Source organism: Beutenbergia cavernae DSM 12333, assembly GCF_000023105.1.
Taxonomy (GTDB): Bacteria; Actinomycetota; Actinomycetes; order Actinomycetales; family Beutenbergiaceae; genus Beutenbergia; species Beutenbergia cavernae.
The window spans coordinates 3389849-3405072 of sequence record NC_012669.1; the positions used below are offsets into that span (position 1 = coordinate 3389849).

Here is a 15224-nt window from a genome sequence, read left to right on the forward strand (position 1 = left end):
CGATGGCAGGCTGGTCGTCGATCCCGGCCCCCAGGAGAGGACGTCCCATGCCCGAGCCGACCAGGCGACGGCGCCTGCTGGCCGCGGGCGCGGTGCTCGGTGTCCTCGCGCTCGTGGCGGCTGGCGTGTGGTGGAACGCGCACCAGCGCGAGGTGCAGCGCCAGGCGGAGCTCCTCGCGACGTGGCAGGGCGAGCTCGACGCCTGGGAGGACGGCACGATCGCCCTCCTGCCCGACCCGCCGCTGCGGCTGTCCGCCCAGGTCGACGGCTTCGCCACGGAGCCCGTCGAGCAGCTGGACGAGATCAACGCCACGTGCGCGCGGGCGAACCAGCACGCCGAGGCGGTGGCGTCGGCTCCGCCGCCTCCGGGACCACCGGCGGAGCTGAGCGAGACAGCCGCGAACAGGGACGACGTCGAGGCCCGGGCTGCCGCCGACGACGACGCAGTGGCCGCCTACCAGTCGGCCGTCGCCGAGCCGAGCTCCGTGCTGGCCCGGTTCTGCGGCGTGTACCCGGCGATCGCCCAGGTGCATGCCGACCAGCGCGCCGCCCTGGACTCGTTCGGTGCCCTGCTCAGCGCGTGCGACGTGGCGACCACGGGCTGCCTGCCGGACGATCCCTCGTCCTGGCCGGAGGTGGCGGACGCCGTCGAGGCGGCCTACCTGGAACCGACCCGTCGGCTCGCTGAGATCTACGCCGGCGGGTGCCCGGTCGCAGAGCTCGAGCCGGCCTGCGCCGCACGGGCCGACGACGCGGACGCGAGCGTGCCGCTGTACGAGGAGTACGTCGCGGCGCTCCGGGACGGCGACCCGGCCGCTGCGGGCGCGGCACGCGACGCGATCGCGCAGCAGCGCGAAGCAGGGGCGACGGCGATCGCGGCGGCGGTGTCGGAAGCCGTCAGCGCCGCCGGGGGTGAGCCGAGCGACGACGCCGCGGCGGACGCGGCCGCCCTGGTGCGCTCGGTGCTCACGTCCGCGGAGAACGCGCTGCTCGACGCGGACGACGCCCTGGTCGCCACGCTCGCGTGACGCGGCGCCCGCTGGCCCCGACCCTGCGCCCGGACCGTCGGAGACCCCACAGCGGGCGGTGGAACGGGGGACGGAACCGACCTCGGCCGTCGGGGACATGGATCACGCACGCGCCCCAAGGTCGTCGCCGGTCGACCGGGCGTGACACCTCTTGACCTCAACCATGCTCGAGGTTGCACGCTGGGGCCTCGAGGACGTGCGGCTCGGGGGTCGCGGCGGTTCCCGGAACGCCATATGCTCTTCGGTGGCCCGCATCCGGTAGCCGGCCGATCCCCCCTTCGTGGCGACGCCGCATATTCCCTCGCCCTGCCCTGATCCCCTCCGTACGGTGGTCTCTCGTGCTCGACTTCGCCCGTCCCTACTCCGACCCCCCTCCGCTGACGGGGCCGGGGGCGTTCATCCGCTGGCAGGCACGCCACCAGTGGGGCCTCGTGCTCGGCGGCGCGCTGTGCGGCGTCGTCGGCGCCGTGGCTCAGGCGGCTGGCCCGTTCGTGCTCGGCAACACGATCGACGACGGGCTCACGCACGGCCTGTCGGAGCCCCTGTTCCGCTGGTGCCTCATCCTGCTCGCCGTCGGCATCGTCCAGGTCGGGGCGAACGTCATCGGTCACCGGATCGACGTCGTCAACTGGCTCCGTGCGTCTCTCGGCGCCTCGCGCCTCATCGGCCACCACGTCACCCGGACCGGTGAGTCGATCCGCCGCGAGCTGCCCACCGGCGAGGTCGTCGCGACCGTCGCGTCCGACGCACTGCGGCTCGGTGAGGTCTTCGCGTTCGCCGGGCGCGCGATCGGCGGCGGCGTGGCGTACATCGTCGTGGCGTTCGTGCTGCTGGACAGCTCGACGACGCTCGGGCTGTCGGTGCTCATCGGCCTCCCGGTCGTGGCCGGCCTGCTCGCGCTTCTCGTGCGCCCGCTGCAGCGGCGTCAGGCCGCCCAGCGTGAAGCGAACGGGCGGCTCACGACCCTCGGTTCCGACACCGTCTCCGGTCTGCGCATCCTGCGCGGCATCGGCGGCGAGGACGTGTTCACGGGCCGATACCGCGTGCAGTCGCAGAAGGTGCGGCACGCCGGCGTCGCCGTCGCGCAGACGCAATCGATCCTCGACGGGCTCCAGGCACTCCTGCCTGGCCTCTTCCTGGCGGGCGTCGTCTGGTACGGCGCGCGTCTCGCGATCGCCGGCGAGATCACGCCCGGTCAGCTCGTGACGTTCTACGGGTACGCGGCGTTCCTCACCGAGCCGCTGCGCTCCGCGACGCAGGCCGTGCAGATCCTCACCCGCGCGCGCATCGCGGCGGGGAAGATCGTCAAGGTCCTGGCCGTCACGTCGGCCGTGTCCGACCGCGCGAAGCCCGAGGCCATGCCGGAACCCGGCTCGGTGCTCGTGGACGAGGCGAGCGGGCTCGTCGTCCGGCGCGGCGAGCTGGTCGCGCTCGTCGACGTCGACCCGGACTCGAGCGCCGCGATCGCCACCCGCCTGGGCCGGTTCGACGACGACGCCGAGCGCGCCACCCCGGTGCGCCTGGGCGGCACGCTGCTCGCCGACCTGCGGGTGGAGGACATCCGGAACCGGATCGTCGTCGCGGAGGCCACGCCCACGCTGTTCACCGGCACGCTCGCCGACGAGATCGACGCCCGGAGCCACGCGTCCCGCGAGGAGATGCTCGAGGCGATGCGGATCGCTGACGCCGCCGACGTCCTCGACTCCGTGCCGGACGGCCTCGACGGCGAGATCGCCGAGAAGGGGCGGTCGCTCTCGGGCGGGCAGCGGCAGCGCGTCGCGCTCGCGCGGGCTCTGCTCACGGAGGCCGAGGTGCTCGTGCTGATCGAGCCGACGTCTGCCGTCGACGCCCACACGGAGGCGCGCATCGCGACCCGGCTCGCCGAGGCGCGGCGCGGCCGCACGACGGTCGTCGTCACCGCCAGCCCGCTCGTGCTCGACCAGTGCGACGACGTCGCGTTCGTCGAGGACGGGCGCGTCCGGACCCGCGGGACCCACCGCGAGCTCATCAGCGCCGGCGAGAGCGCGGCCCGCGGCGAACCCACGGAGCTCGGCATCGACCCCGACGCGGCGATCGCCTACCGGCGCGTGGTGAGCCGCGCCGTCGCCGACTCGCCCGCCGAGACACCCGGCACGCTCACCGAGGACACCCACGACGCCACCGAACCGGAAGGAGCCACGCGATGAACCTCCCCGTCGCCGACGGCGCCGCGCTGCGCGCGCGGACCGCCGAGATGCTCCGCGAGCACCGGGGCGGCCTGACCCGCGTCGTGCTGCTGCACATCGTCGCCGCCACGGCCGGCCTCGCCGGACCGTGGCTGCTCGGCCGGATCGTCGACGACGTCGCGGGCGGCACGAACGTCGCGGCGATCGACCAGGCCGTGCTCATCCTCGTGGTCGCCGTCATCGCGCAGACCATCTTCGTGCGGTACGCGCAGCGGGCGTCGATGATCCTCGGCGAGAGCGTGTTCGCGGACCTGCGCGAGTCGTTCATCCAGACCGTGACGTCGCTGCCGCTCTCGACGGTCGAGCGGGCCGGGACGGGCGACCTGGTCGCGCGCACCACGAACGACATCGACCGCGTGCAGTACACGGTGCGGTTCGGCGTCCCGCGGGTCCTCGTGGCCGTGTCGACGATCCTCCTCACGGTCACGGCCGGTGTGCTGACGAACTGGACGGTCGCCCTCGCGATGTTCCTCGGCGTCCCGCTGCTCGTCGCCGGGTCGCGGTGGTACCTCAAGCGCGCCACGCCGGCGTACCTGCGGGAGTCGGCGGCCTACGCGACGATCAACGGCACCATCACGGAGTCGGTCGAGGGCTCGCGGACCACCGACGCGCTCAGCCTCGGCGCCCGGCGGCGCGCGCGGATGGACGCCGACATCGACGAGACCCTCGACGCCGAGCGCAAGACGCTGTACCTGCGGACCTGGCTGTTCCCCGCCATCGACTCCGCCTTCGTGCTGCCGATGATCGGCGTGCTGGTCTGGGGTGCGTACCTGGTGTCGACCGGGCACGCGACGCTCGGTGCCGTCACGACGATCGCGCTGTACTCGATGCAGGTCATCGGCCCGATCGGCGAGCTGATCTTCTGGCTGGACGAGATCCAGGTCGGGACCGTCTCGCTCGCGCGGATCTTCGGCGTGTCCGACGTCCCGGCGGACCGGACCGCCACGGACGAGCAGCCGGAGGACGAGCACCTGGTCGCGCAGGACGTGCGGTACGCGTACCGCGAGGGCGTGAACGTGCTGCACGGCATCGACCTCGACCTGGGCGTCGGTGAGCGGCTCGCGATCGTCGGTCCGTCCGGCGCGGGCAAGTCGACGTTCGGCCGGATGCTCGCCGGGATCCACCCGCCCACCGGCGGCACGGTGAAGGTCGGCGGCGTCGACCTCGTGGACCTGCCGCTGGAGGACCTGCGCTCGCACGTCGCGCTGGTCACGCAGGAGCACCACGTGTTCGTGGGCACGCTCGCGGAGAACCTGCGCCTCGCGAAGGTCGGCGCCGACGACGCCGAGCTCGAGCGGGCGCTGGACGCCGTCGACGCGCTCGGCTGGGCGCGGGCTCTGCCCGACGGCCTCGAGACCGAGGTCGGATCGGGGGGCGCAGCACTCACGCCGGCGCAGGCACAGCAGATCGCGCTCGCCCGCCTCGTGCTGCTCGACCCGCACACCCTGGTGCTCGACGAGGCGACGTCGCTGCTGGATCCCCGCGCCGCGCGTCACCTGGAGTCGTCGCTGGCGGCCGTGCTCGAGGGCCGGACCGTCGTCGCGATCGCCCACCGGCTCTACACGGCGCACGACGCCGACCGGGTGGCGGTCATCGAGGAGGGCCGGATCGCCGAGATCGGCTCACATGACGAACTCGTCGTCGCCGGTCGCGAGTATGCGGCACTGTGGCACTCGTGGCAGCAGGACTGAACTCCCTCTTCCCCCGTCCGCGCAGCATCACGTCGCTCGACGGCGACGACGTCCCCGCCGGCGTCGTCGCCGTCGAGACGCCCGACGCGTCGCTGCCCCCGCAGGGCTACGTCCTGCGCGTGGCCGACGGCGAGGTGCGGCTCGCGTACGCCGACGACGCCGGACGGCGGTACGGCCGGGCGACGCTCGCCCAGCTCGCCGCGGGCGGCGAAGCCCTTCCCGCCGTCGAGATCACCGACTGGCCGGACCTCCCGGACCGCGGGTTCATGCTCGACGTCAGCCGCGACCGCGTCCCCACCCGGGAGACGCTGACCCGGATCCTGGACCTGCTCGAGGCGGCGCGGTACACGCAGCTCCAGCTGTACACGGAGCACACGTTCGCGTACGCGGGGCACGAGGAGGTGTGGGCCGACGCGTCGCCTCTGACGCCCGACGACGTCCGGTGGCTCGACGCCTCCTGCGCCGCGCGCGGGATCGAGCTCGTGCCGAACCAGAACGTGTTCGGGCACATGGAGCGGTGGCTCGCCCACGACACCTACGCCGACCGCGCCGAGTCCCCGGGCGGGTACACGCTCGCGGGGTCGGTCCGGAAGCCGGCGGTGCTGGAGCCGACGGCGGACAACGCGGCGTTCGCGCTCGGCCTGCTGGAGGAGCTGCTGCCGAACTTCTCCTCCCGGCGCGTCAACATCGGCGCCGACGAGACGTTCGAGCTCGGCCTCGGGCGTTCGCGGGACCGCGTGGCCGCCGAGGGGCGCGGTGCGGTGTACGTGGAGTACGTGCAGCGCATCCTGGGCCCGCTCGTCGAGCGCGGGTACGAGGTGCAGTACTGGGCCGATGTGCTCGCCCACCACCCGGAGTACGCGGCCGCCCTGGGCGGCGTGCCGATCGTGTGGCTGTACGACTCGCCGTCCGCGATCGAGCGGGCGCTCGACCTGCCCGCCGCGACCAAGGAGCGGATGGCCGCGTTCGACGCCTCCCCCGAGCAACAGCTCGGAGGGTTCGCGACTCGCGGCGCCGCCGTCATCGCGGCCGGCATCCCGTTCTGGGTGGCGCCCGGCACGGGCACCTGGCAGTCCATCGTGGGACGGCTGGACAACGCGCGCGAGAACATCCTCGACGCCGCGACCACGGCGCTCGCGCACGGCGGCACGGGCTTCCTGCTCACCCAGTGGGGCGACCACGGGATGGTCGAGCCGCCGCCGGTCGCGTTCGCACCGCTGCTGTACGGGGGCGCCGTCGCGTGGTGCTCCGCGGCGAACGCCGACCTCGACCTGGCGACGACGACGGCGGAGCTCGCCTTCGGCGACGCGACGCACCGCACGGGCGACGCGCTCGTCCGGCTCGGGACGCTCGGCACCGACCTGGGGATGCCGGCGCTCAACGCGACGCTGCTGTTCGCGTCGCTGTTCCCGGGTCGCTCCGGGATGGTGACGACCGACGGGTTGACGGCCGACGCCGTCGAGCGCGTGCTCGGCACGATCGACGCGCAGCTCGCGAGCCTCGACCTCGCGACGCCGCAGGGCCCCGACGCCGACCTGGTGCTCGCGGAGCTCCAGCACGCCGCGCGGCTCGCCCGGTTCGGGGCGCGGGTGCTGCTCGCGGACGTCGGTGGCGGTGCGCTGCCGTCGGTGGCGGAGCTCGACGACCTGCTCGTGACCCAGCGGGAGCTGTGGCTGGCGCGCTCGCGGCCCGGTGGGCTCTCCGACTCCCTCGCGAAGTTCGGGCCGCTGCGGGAGAAGCTCGCCGCCGGCTGACCCGACCGTGCGGTTCGTCCCCTGAACCGGCCCGACCGTGTGGTTGGTCCCCTGAACCGACCCGACCGTGTGGTTAGTCCCCTGAACCGGCTCGACCGTGTGGTTGGTCCCCCGAACCGACCCGCTCGGGGGATCAACCACACGGTGGACGTTGTGCCCGCAGCCCGCCCAACTAGCCAAACTCGGCTAGTAGCTCTAGCCTAGTTTGGCTAGCCGCGCCGCGCGGCGCCCACCCAGAAGGAGCGCACCCATGTCCGTGACCCCGTACCTCATGGTCCCGAAGGCCACCGAGCTCATCGCGTTCGTCGAGAACGTCTTCGACGCGGAGATCCTCGCCCGCGTCCCGCTCGACTCCGACCCGGAGCGCGTCACCCACGGCGAGGCTCGCCTCGGCGACGGGAGCCTGTTCTTCGCCGACGGCGGCGCGGACGGCAGTCAGTGCCAGGAGCTCCCCGTCGAACCCGCGCACCTCCAGCTCTGGGTCACGGTGCCGGACCCGACCGCGACGCTCGAGCGCGCCACGGCGGCCGGCGGCCAGGTGGTCGTCCCGGTGTCGGAGGACATGGGCGGCATGGGCGGCTTCATCGCGTTCGGTGCGCTGTGGTGGGTCAGCACGACGACGCCGTGAGCCGCGCCGGCAGACTCCCGCACCCGTCGCGCGGTTGGCCGACCCCGCTCGGCCGGCCAACCGCGTGCGCGCCGCCGTCGGGCAGGATGATCCCGTGTCGACGATCCGCCTCCTGACGCTCGGCGCTGTCCGGCGCCGGGGACGCGCCCACGGCTACCAGGTCCGTGCGGACCTGGAGTCGTGGGGTGCTCACGAGTGGTCGACCGCCCGCTCCGGGTCCGTCTACCACGCCCTCGGGATCCTCGCCCGCGACGGGCTCCTGCTGGCGCACGACGTCGCACCGAGCGAAGCGGGCGGGCCTCCGCGGGTCGAGTACGAGCTGACTCCCGACGGCGACAGCACCTACCTCGAGCTCCTGCGCGGGGCACTCGCGAGCCGTGACCCGCGCCTCGATCAGCTCTCCGCCGCCGTCGGCCTCATCGACGACCTGCCTCGGGAGGAGGCAGTGACACTCCTGCGGCGTCGCGTCGAGGCCCTCGACGCCTGGCACGCGACGATCGCCGACGCGGCGCCGGCCGACCTGGAGGCCCAGGAGTGGGGTCCGATCGGCGCCGTGCTCGGGCTGTGGCTCCACGAGGCCGCCAGCCGGGCGGACTGGACGCGCCGACTGCTCGAACGGCTGGAGGCGGGGGCCTTCACCATGGCCGACGAGCGCTGACCGCGCAGGGACGTCACGCGAGGGCGGCGCCGTCGTCCTCGCGCCGGTGCCGCACCTCGTCGCGCACGAGCCGCACCCACAGCAGCACGGCGAAGCCACCGAACACCCACCACTCGGCGGCGTAGGCGATGTTGCGCCAGTTCAGCCCGCCACCACCCTCGGCGGGCGGGGGCGGCGGCCCCACCAGGACCGCGGCGGCCGGCGCCGGGGACGTCTCCTGCGCCACGACGTACATCCCGTACATCGGCACGCCCCACGTGTTCGCCAGCTGAGCCGGGCTGACCGACAGCACCTCGCCGTCCCCCCGCTCCCCCGGTTCGTACGCCTCGCCCGAACCGAGCTGCCCGACGATCGACACCTCGCCCTCGGGGAGCTGCCCGGCGTCCTCGGGCGAGGCCACCCAGCCACGCACCACGGTGACCAGCGCGTCCGAGGACTCCACCACGAGCGGAGCCAGCACCAGGTACCCGGAACGACCGTCGCGCTCGACGCCCGGGACGAACAGCTGCTCAGCGGCGTCGAACGTCCCGGTGACGTCGACCCGCACCCCGATCATCGTGGCCAGCACCGGCTCACCCGGCCGGGTGACGTCGTCCAGCGGGACGGGCGCCGCGTTCGCCTCGGCGGCGTCGGCGATCTCCTGCGCCATCTCGGCGGACTGCCGCGCCCGGTCGAGCTGCCACGCGCCGAGCCGTCCGCACACCAGGGCGGCCACGAGGAACAGCGCGAGGAGCGCCAGCATGCGCGGCGTCCGGGCCGCCGACAGGAAGTCGGCAACCCCCGAACCGCGCGTCGAGCTCACCCAGCTAGCGTACGTGGGGCAGCGCTCACCCAGGACCTTCAGGGCTCGCGGCAGTCCATCCCGCAGGGCAGGCTGGGACCCGGTCACTCGACGACATCGGAGGACGGCATGACGACGACGGCGGATCCCGCCACCGCGTGGCGGCTCGGCTCGGGCGAGGGTGTGAGCGAGGAGACTCTGGAGCGCGTCGACCGCTGGTGGCGCGCGGCGAACTACCTGTCGGTGGGCCAGATCTACCTGCTCGCGAACCCCCTGCTGCGCACGCCGCTCACGCGGGACGACGTCAAGCCCCGGCTCCTCGGTCACTGGGGCACGACCCCCGGCCTGAACTTCCTGTACGCGCACACGAACCGCGCGATCGTCGAGCGCGACCTCGACGCCATCTACATCGCCGGGCCGGGCCACGGCGGGCCGGGCCTCGTGGCGAACACCTACCTCGATGGCACGTACAGCGAGGTGTACTCCCACATCACCCCGGACGAGGAGGGGCTGCGCCAGCTCTTCCGGCAGTTCTCCTTCCCCGGTGGCGTGCCCAGCCACGTCGCCCCCGAGACGCCGGGTTCGATCCACGAGGGCGGCGAGCTCGGCTACGCGCTCTCCCACGCCTACGGTGCCGTGTTCGACAACCCCGAGCTGCTGGTGCTCGCCGTCGTCGGCGACGGCGAGGCCGAGACCGGCCCGCTCGCCACCAGCTGGCACTCCAACAAGTTCGTCAACCCGGCGCGCGACGGCGTCGTCCTGCCCGTCCTGCACCTCAACGGCTTCAAGATCGCGAACCCGACGGTCCTCGACCGGATCACCGACGACGAGCTCGTCGCCCTCATGCGGGGGTACGGCCACGAGCCGTACCTGTTCGTCGGCGGGTTCGACGACGAGGACCACCTCACGGCGCACGCGCGGTTCGCGACGCTGCTGGACGAGGTGCTCGACGACATCGCCAGGATCAAGGAACGCGCGCGTGCCGGTGACCTGACCCGTCCGCGCTGGCCGATGATCATCTTCCGCACCCCGAAGGGCTGGACCTGCCCGCCCGAGATCGACGGCAAGCAGACCGAGGGCTCCTGGCGGGCGCACCAAGTGCCGCTCGCGAACGCACGGGACACGCCGGAGCACCTCGACGTGCTGCGCGGCTGGCTCGAGTCGTACCGGGCGGAGGAGCTGTTCGACGCCACCGGGCGACTGGAGCCGGACATCGCGCAGCTCGCCCCGCACGGTGAGCGCCGGATGGGTGCGAACCCGCACGCCAACGGCGGCCTGCTCACCCGTGACCTCCGCCTGCCCGACTTCCGCGGGTTCGCCGTCGACGTCCCGACGCCGGGCGGCGCCATCGCCGAGGCGACGAAGGTCCTCGGCGAGTGGCTGCGGGAGGTCATCCGCGCCAACCCCGACAACTTCCGCATCTTCGGACCGGACGAGACGGCGTCGAACCGGCTCTCCGCCGTCTACGACACCACGAGCAAGCAGTGGAACGCGGAGTACCGCCCGATCGACGACGACGACCACCTGGCCCCCGAGGGTCGCGTCATGGAGATGCTGTCCGAGCACCAGTGCCAGGGCTGGCTCGAGGGGTATCTGCTGACCGGACGGCACGGCCTGTTCACCAGCTACGAGGCGTTCATCCACATCGTCGACTCGATGTTCAACCAGCACGCGAAGTGGCTCAAGGTGACGCAGCGCATCCCGTGGCGTCGGCCGATCCCGTCGCTCAACTACCTGCTCTCGAGCCATGTGTGGCGCCAGGACCACAACGGCTTCAGCCACCAGGACCCCGGGTTCATCGACCACGTGATGAACAAGAAGGCCGAGATCGTGCGCGTCTACCTGCCGCCGGACGCGAACACGCTGCTGAGCACGTACGACCACTGCCTCCGCAGTCGCGACTACGTCAACGTCGTCGTCGCCGGGAAGCAGCCCGCGCCGCAGTTCCTCACGATGGAGCAGGCGGTCGCCCACTGCACCCGCGGGCTCGGGATCTGGGAGTGGGCAGGCACGGAGGTCGACGGCGAGGACCCGGACGTGGTGCTGGGCTGCGCCGGCGACGTGCCGACCCTCGAGACGCTGGCCGCCGCCGACCTGCTGCGCCGGAACATCCCGGACCTCAAGGTGCGTGTCGTCAACGTCGTGGACCTCATGCGGCTGCAGGACGAGCGGGAGCACCCGCACGGACTGTCGGACCGGGACTTCGACGGTCTGTTCACCGACGACAAGCCCGTCGTCTTCGCCTACCACGGCTACCCGTGGCTCATCCACCGCCTCACGTACCGGCGGGCGGGCCACGCGAACATCCACGTCCGCGGGTACAAGGAGGAGGGCACGACGACGACGCCGTTCGACATGGTCATGCTCAACGACCTGGACCGCTATCACCTCGTCATCGACGTCATCGACCGCGTGCCCGGGCTCGGCTCGCAGTACGCGGGGCTGCGGCAGCGGATGGTCGACGCGCGGCTCGCGGCGCGCCAGTACACGCGCGAGCACGGGGAGGACATCCCGGAGGTGCGGGACTGGGTGTGGCCGGACGCCGGCGACGCCGTGGGCCAGGAGGCGGCCGCCGCGCTCGACACGGGCGGGGACAACGAGTAGATGTCGCGCAACTTCTACGTGACCTCGCCCGAGGGTCACACGGGCAAGTCCGCCATCGCGCTGGGCCTCCTCGACCTGTTCGTGCGGCGCGTCAGCAGGGTGGGGGTGTTCCGCCCGGTGATCCGCGGCGGCGGCCAGCGCGACACCGTGCTCGAGCTGCTGCTCGCGCACGACGGCGTCGACCTCACGTACGACGAGTGCGTGGGCGTGACGTACGACGAGGTCCACGCGGACCCCGACGCCGCGCTCGACACGATCGTCACGCGGTTCCGGCAGGTCGACGCCCGGTGCGAGGTGGTCGTCGTGGTGGGGTCGGACTACACCGACGTCGTCGGCCCCACCGAGCTCAGCTTCAACGCCCGCGTCGCCGCGAACCTGGGCGCCGCCGTCGTCCTCGTGGTGCGAGCCCTGGACCGCACTCCCGACGACGTCCGGCAGGTCGTCGACGTGTCGGTGGCGGAGATCCGCAGCCGCCACGCGGCGGTGGGCGCCGTCGTCGTCAACCGGTCCGCCGAGGCCGACATGGACGACGTCCGTGCCGCTCTGATGAGCGTGGGGCCGGTGTGGGTGCTGCCGGACACCCCGCTGCTCGCGGCGCCGAGCGTGCGCGACCTCATGACGGCGCTCGACGGGTCGTTGCGGAGCGGCGACGAGCAGCTCCTCGACCGCGAGGCCGAGCACATCGTCGTCGGCGCCATGGGCATCGACCACCTGCTCGACCGGATCGTCGAGGGGTCGGTCGTGATCACCCCGGCCGACCGGTCGGACGCGATCCTCGCGCTGATGAGCGCCCACGCGGCGGACGGCTTCCCGACGCTCGCCGCGATCGTCCTCAACGGCGGCTTCGAGCCGTCCGCGCAGGTCGGCCGGCTCGTCGAGGGCCTCGGGCAGCGGCTGCCGGTGGTGACCACGCAGCTCGGCACGTTCGCGGCCGCGAGCGCGGCCGCCGGGGTGCGCGGGCTCCTCAGCACGGGGTCGCAGCGGAAGATCGACGTCGCGCGGTCGCTGTTCGAGACGCACGTCGACGGCGACGCGATCGTGTCGGCGCTCGACCTGCCCGCGACCGACGTCGTCACGCCGCTCATGTTCGAGCACACGCTCATCGAGCGGGCCCGGTCGCACCGACGGCACATCGTCCTGCCCGAGGGCGGTGACGACCGCATCCTGCGTGCCGCCAGCACGCTCCTCGCGCGCGGCGTCGCCGACCTGACGATCCTCGGCGTCGAGTCCGCCGTACGGTCCCGGGCCGCCGAGCTCGGGCTCGACATCGAGGCGGCGGACGTGCTGGACCCCGCGACGTCCGACCTGCTGGAGGAGTTCGCCGCCGAGTACGCCCGGGTGCGCGCCCACAAGGGGATGACGCCCGACCGGGCAAGGGAGATCGTGAGTGACGTCTCCTACTTCGGCACGCTCATGGTGCACACGAAGCGGGCCGACGGCATGGTGTCCGGCGCGCAGCACACCACGGCGCACACCATCAAGCCGTCGTTCGAGATCATCAAGACGGCGCCGGGCGTGGACATCGTGTCGAGCTGCTTCTTCATGTGCCTCGCGGACCGGGTGCTCGTGTACGCCGACTGCGCCGTGAACCCGGACCCGGACGCGACCCAGCTCGCGGACATCGCCATCTCCTCGGCGGACACGGCGCAGCAGTTCGGCGTGAGCCCGCTCATCGCGATGCTGTCGTACTCGACCGGCGAGTCCGGGACCGGCGCGGAGGTGGACAAGGTGCGCTCCGCGACCGGGCTCGTGCGCGAGCGGGCGCCCCAGCTGGTGGTCGAGGGGCCGATCCAGTACGACGCGGCTGTCGACGCCGGGGTGGCGGCCTCGAAGATGCCCGGGTCCGCTGTCGCCGGTCAGGCGACCGTGCTGATCTTCCCCGACCTCAACACGGGCAACAACACGTACAAGGCGGTGCAGCGCAGTGCCGGGGCCGTCGCCGTCGGGCCGGTCCTGCAGGGCCTGGCGAAGCCCGTCAACGACCTCTCCCGAGGAGCGACCGTCAAGGACATCGTCAACACCGTGGCCATCACGGCGATCCAGGCCCAGGCAGCAGAGGGCGCTGCCGACCGGGGCAGCGACGAGAGCTCGGGAGGCAGCGCGTGAGCGCGGGTCCGCACACGGCGTTCGGCGCGCACGACGCCGTCCTCGTCCTCAACTCGGGGTCGAGCTCGCTCAAGTACCAGCTCGTCAACCCGTCCGGCGGGGAGGCGGTCGCGTCCGGGATCGTCGAGCGCATCGGGGAGGGATCCTCGAGCGACATCCGGCACACGTTCGCCGGCAACACCACCTCGCGTGCGGAGCCGGTCGCCGACCACGGGGAGGCCCTGCGAGCGGTGCTCGGCCTGTTCGACGAGGTCGGGCCACGGCTGGCCGAGGCCGGCGTCGTCGCGGTCGGGCACCGGGTGGTGCACGGCGGGACGCGCTTCTCGCGCCCGACCGTCGTGGACGACGACGTCGAGCACGCCATCGACTCGCTCGCTCCCCTCGCGCCGCTGCACAACCCGGCGAACCTGCGCGGGATCGAGGTGGCACGCGAGCTGTTGCCCGACGTGCCGCACGTGGCGGTGTTCGACACCGCGTTCTTCCACACGCTGCCCGAGGCGGCGGCGACGTACGCGATCGACGCCGACGTCGCGCAGCGTCACGGCATCCGGCGGTACGGCTTCCACGGCACGTCCCACCAGTACGTCTCGGGCAAGGTCGCGCGCACGCTCGGGCGGCGTCTCGAGGAGCTCAACCAGATCGTGCTGCACCTCGGGAACGGGGCGTCGGCGTCGGCGGTGCGGGGCGGCGTCGCCGTCGAGACGTCGATGGGCCTCACCCCGCTCGAGGGGCTCGTGATGGGGACGCGGAGCGGCGACGTCGACCCCGCCGTCGTCTTCCACCTCGCCCGCAACGCCGGCATGTCGATCGACGACGTCGACGACCTGCTCAACCGCCGCTCCGGCATCAAGGGCTTCACGGGGCAGAACGACTTCCGCGAGCTGCACCGCATGGTCGCGGCCGGGGATCCCGCCGCGGCGCTGGCCCTCGACGTGTACGTGCACCGGCTGAAGAAGTACATCGGGGCGTACCACGCGGTGCTCGGACGCGTGGACGTCGTCGCGTTCACGGCGGGCGTCGGGGAGAACGACGCCGCCGTGCGTGCGCGCGTCATCGCCGGGCTGGAGCCGCTCGGGCTCGCCGTCGACGACGAGCGCAACGCGCGCGCCGCGGGTCAGCCGACGGTCATCTCGCCGGACTGGACGTCGACGATCGTCATGGTCGTGCCGACGAACGAGGAGCTCGCGATCGCGCGGCAGGCGCTCGCAGCCATCGGCTAGGCATCGCGCGCCCGCCTCTGCGCGGCGCCCTGGCGTCAGCGGCCGTAGCGGTCCTGGCGCTCCCACGGCCAGTCGGCGTCGATCCACGCGGAGACGGCGTCGGCGAGCGGCGTGTCGAGCTCGGCGTGATCCGCGCGCACCCACGACTGCACGCTGACGTCGAACTCCTCGGACCTCGTCGGGTACAGGTAGACGCAGCCGATGACGTCGCCGTCGGCGGGGTCGAGCACCGTGAACGTGAAGCCCCTGCGGGCCGCGAAGTCGGCAGCGTGGCGCGTGAGGTCGGCGAGGTTGGCCTCGGGGGTCATCCCGTCCGGCGGCGGCCAGCGGCCGTCCGGGAACCCGGGGGTGGTGCGGATGTGCTCGATGCTGGAGGTCCACGCCGCGAGGTCGGCGGCGTTGTTCCGCGGCCCCAGCGGTTCGAGCCGGAAGGAGTCGGTGACGAGCGTCGTCGGTGGCGTGAAGGCGTCCGGGACGAACGGATCCGCGGTCATGCGCCGAACGTATCCCCGGCGTCGAGGGCTTTTCG

11 protein-coding genes are annotated in these 15224 nt (G+C 73.0%); 9 read left to right on the top strand and 2 right to left on the bottom strand.

Features of this window, described 5'->3' with window-relative positions:
• Positions 1-47 precede the first annotated feature (47 nt).
• From BCAV_RS15315 to BCAV_RS15340, 6 genes are all read left to right on the top strand, one after another.
• A complete protein-coding gene (locus BCAV_RS15315; protein ID WP_015883524.1) occupies positions 48-1028 on the top strand; it encodes a hypothetical protein in 981 nt (326 codons plus the stop codon).
• Positions 1029-1366: 338 nt separating this feature from the next.
• Positions 1367-3214, top strand: a complete 1848-nt coding sequence (locus tag BCAV_RS15320) for an ABC transporter ATP-binding protein (RefSeq protein ID WP_015883525.1) — start codon at positions 1367-1369, stop codon at positions 3212-3214.
• On the top strand, positions 3211-4944 hold the full coding sequence (locus tag BCAV_RS15325; RefSeq protein ID WP_015883526.1) for an ABC transporter ATP-binding protein: 1734 nt from the start codon (positions 3211-3213) through the stop codon (positions 4942-4944). Before BCAV_RS15320 ends, BCAV_RS15325 begins: the two co-directional genes overlap by 4 nt.
• Positions 4929-6698 (top strand): glycoside hydrolase family 20 zincin-like fold domain-containing protein, encoded by a 1770-nt coding sequence (locus BCAV_RS15330; RefSeq protein ID WP_015883527.1) that lies wholly within the window; start codon positions 4929-4931, stop codon positions 6696-6698. The genes BCAV_RS15325 and BCAV_RS15330 overlap by 16 nt, the downstream gene beginning before the upstream one ends.
• 250 nt (positions 6699-6948) lie before the next feature.
• Positions 6949-7326, top strand: coding sequence for a VOC family protein (locus BCAV_RS15335; protein WP_015883528.1), 378 nt, complete (start codon positions 6949-6951; stop codon positions 7324-7326).
• Between the two features lie 94 nt (positions 7327-7420).
• Positions 7421-7984, top strand: a complete 564-nt coding sequence (locus BCAV_RS15340) for a PadR family transcriptional regulator (RefSeq protein ID WP_015883529.1) — start codon at positions 7421-7423, stop codon at positions 7982-7984.
• A gap of 13 nt (positions 7985-7997) precedes the next feature.
• Here the strand turns inward: BCAV_RS15340 and BCAV_RS15345 are convergent, their stop codons facing one another.
• On the bottom strand, positions 7998-8786 hold the full coding sequence (locus BCAV_RS15345; protein WP_050761749.1) for an SURF1 family protein: 789 nt from the start codon (positions 8784-8786) through the stop codon (positions 7998-8000).
• 108 nt (positions 8787-8894) lie between these two features.
• Here BCAV_RS15345 and BCAV_RS15350 point away from each other — a divergent pair, with 108 nt between their 5' ends.
• The 3 genes from BCAV_RS15350 to BCAV_RS15360 are packed head-to-tail and all read left to right on the top strand — an operon-like array spanning position 8895 to position 14695.
• Entirely contained in the window at positions 8895-11369 is a 2475-nt protein-coding gene (locus BCAV_RS15350; RefSeq protein WP_015883531.1) for a phosphoketolase family protein, read from the top strand.
• A complete protein-coding gene (gene pta / locus BCAV_RS15355; protein WP_015883532.1) occupies positions 11370-13475 on the top strand; it encodes a phosphate acetyltransferase in 2106 nt (701 codons plus the stop codon). It abuts the gene before it with no gap.
• Positions 13472-14695, top strand: a complete 1224-nt coding sequence (locus BCAV_RS15360; RefSeq protein ID WP_015883533.1) for an acetate/propionate family kinase — start codon at positions 13472-13474, stop codon at positions 14693-14695. The genes pta and BCAV_RS15360 overlap by 4 nt, the downstream gene beginning before the upstream one ends.
• 35 nt (positions 14696-14730) lie before the next feature.
• On the opposite strand, the gene BCAV_RS15365 is transcribed toward BCAV_RS15360, so the two are convergent.
• Positions 14731-15189, bottom strand: a complete 459-nt coding sequence (locus BCAV_RS15365; RefSeq protein WP_015883534.1) for a GNAT family N-acetyltransferase — start codon at positions 15187-15189, stop codon at positions 14731-14733.
• Positions 15190-15224: the final 35 nt, after the last annotated feature.

Excerpts from the sequence above, each read along its gene's own strand:
- pta (WP_015883532.1), top strand. The coding sequence starts at position 11,370 with ATGTCGCGCAACTTCTACGTGACCTCGCCCGAGGGTCACACGGGCAAG.
- BCAV_RS15365 (WP_015883534.1), bottom strand. The coding sequence starts at position 15,189 with ATGACCGCGGATCCGTTCGTCCCGGACGCCTTCACGCCACCGACGACG.
- BCAV_RS15315 (WP_015883524.1), top strand. The coding sequence starts at position 48 with ATGCCCGAGCCGACCAGGCGACGGCGCCTGCTGGCCGCGGGCGCGGTG.
- BCAV_RS15335 (WP_015883528.1), top strand. The coding sequence starts at position 6,949 with ATGTCCGTGACCCCGTACCTCATGGTCCCGAAGGCCACCGAGCTCATC.
- BCAV_RS15325 (WP_015883526.1), top strand. The coding sequence starts at position 3,211 with ATGAACCTCCCCGTCGCCGACGGCGCCGCGCTGCGCGCGCGGACCGCC.
- BCAV_RS15350 (WP_015883531.1), top strand. The coding sequence starts at position 8,895 with ATGACGACGACGGCGGATCCCGCCACCGCGTGGCGGCTCGGCTCGGGC.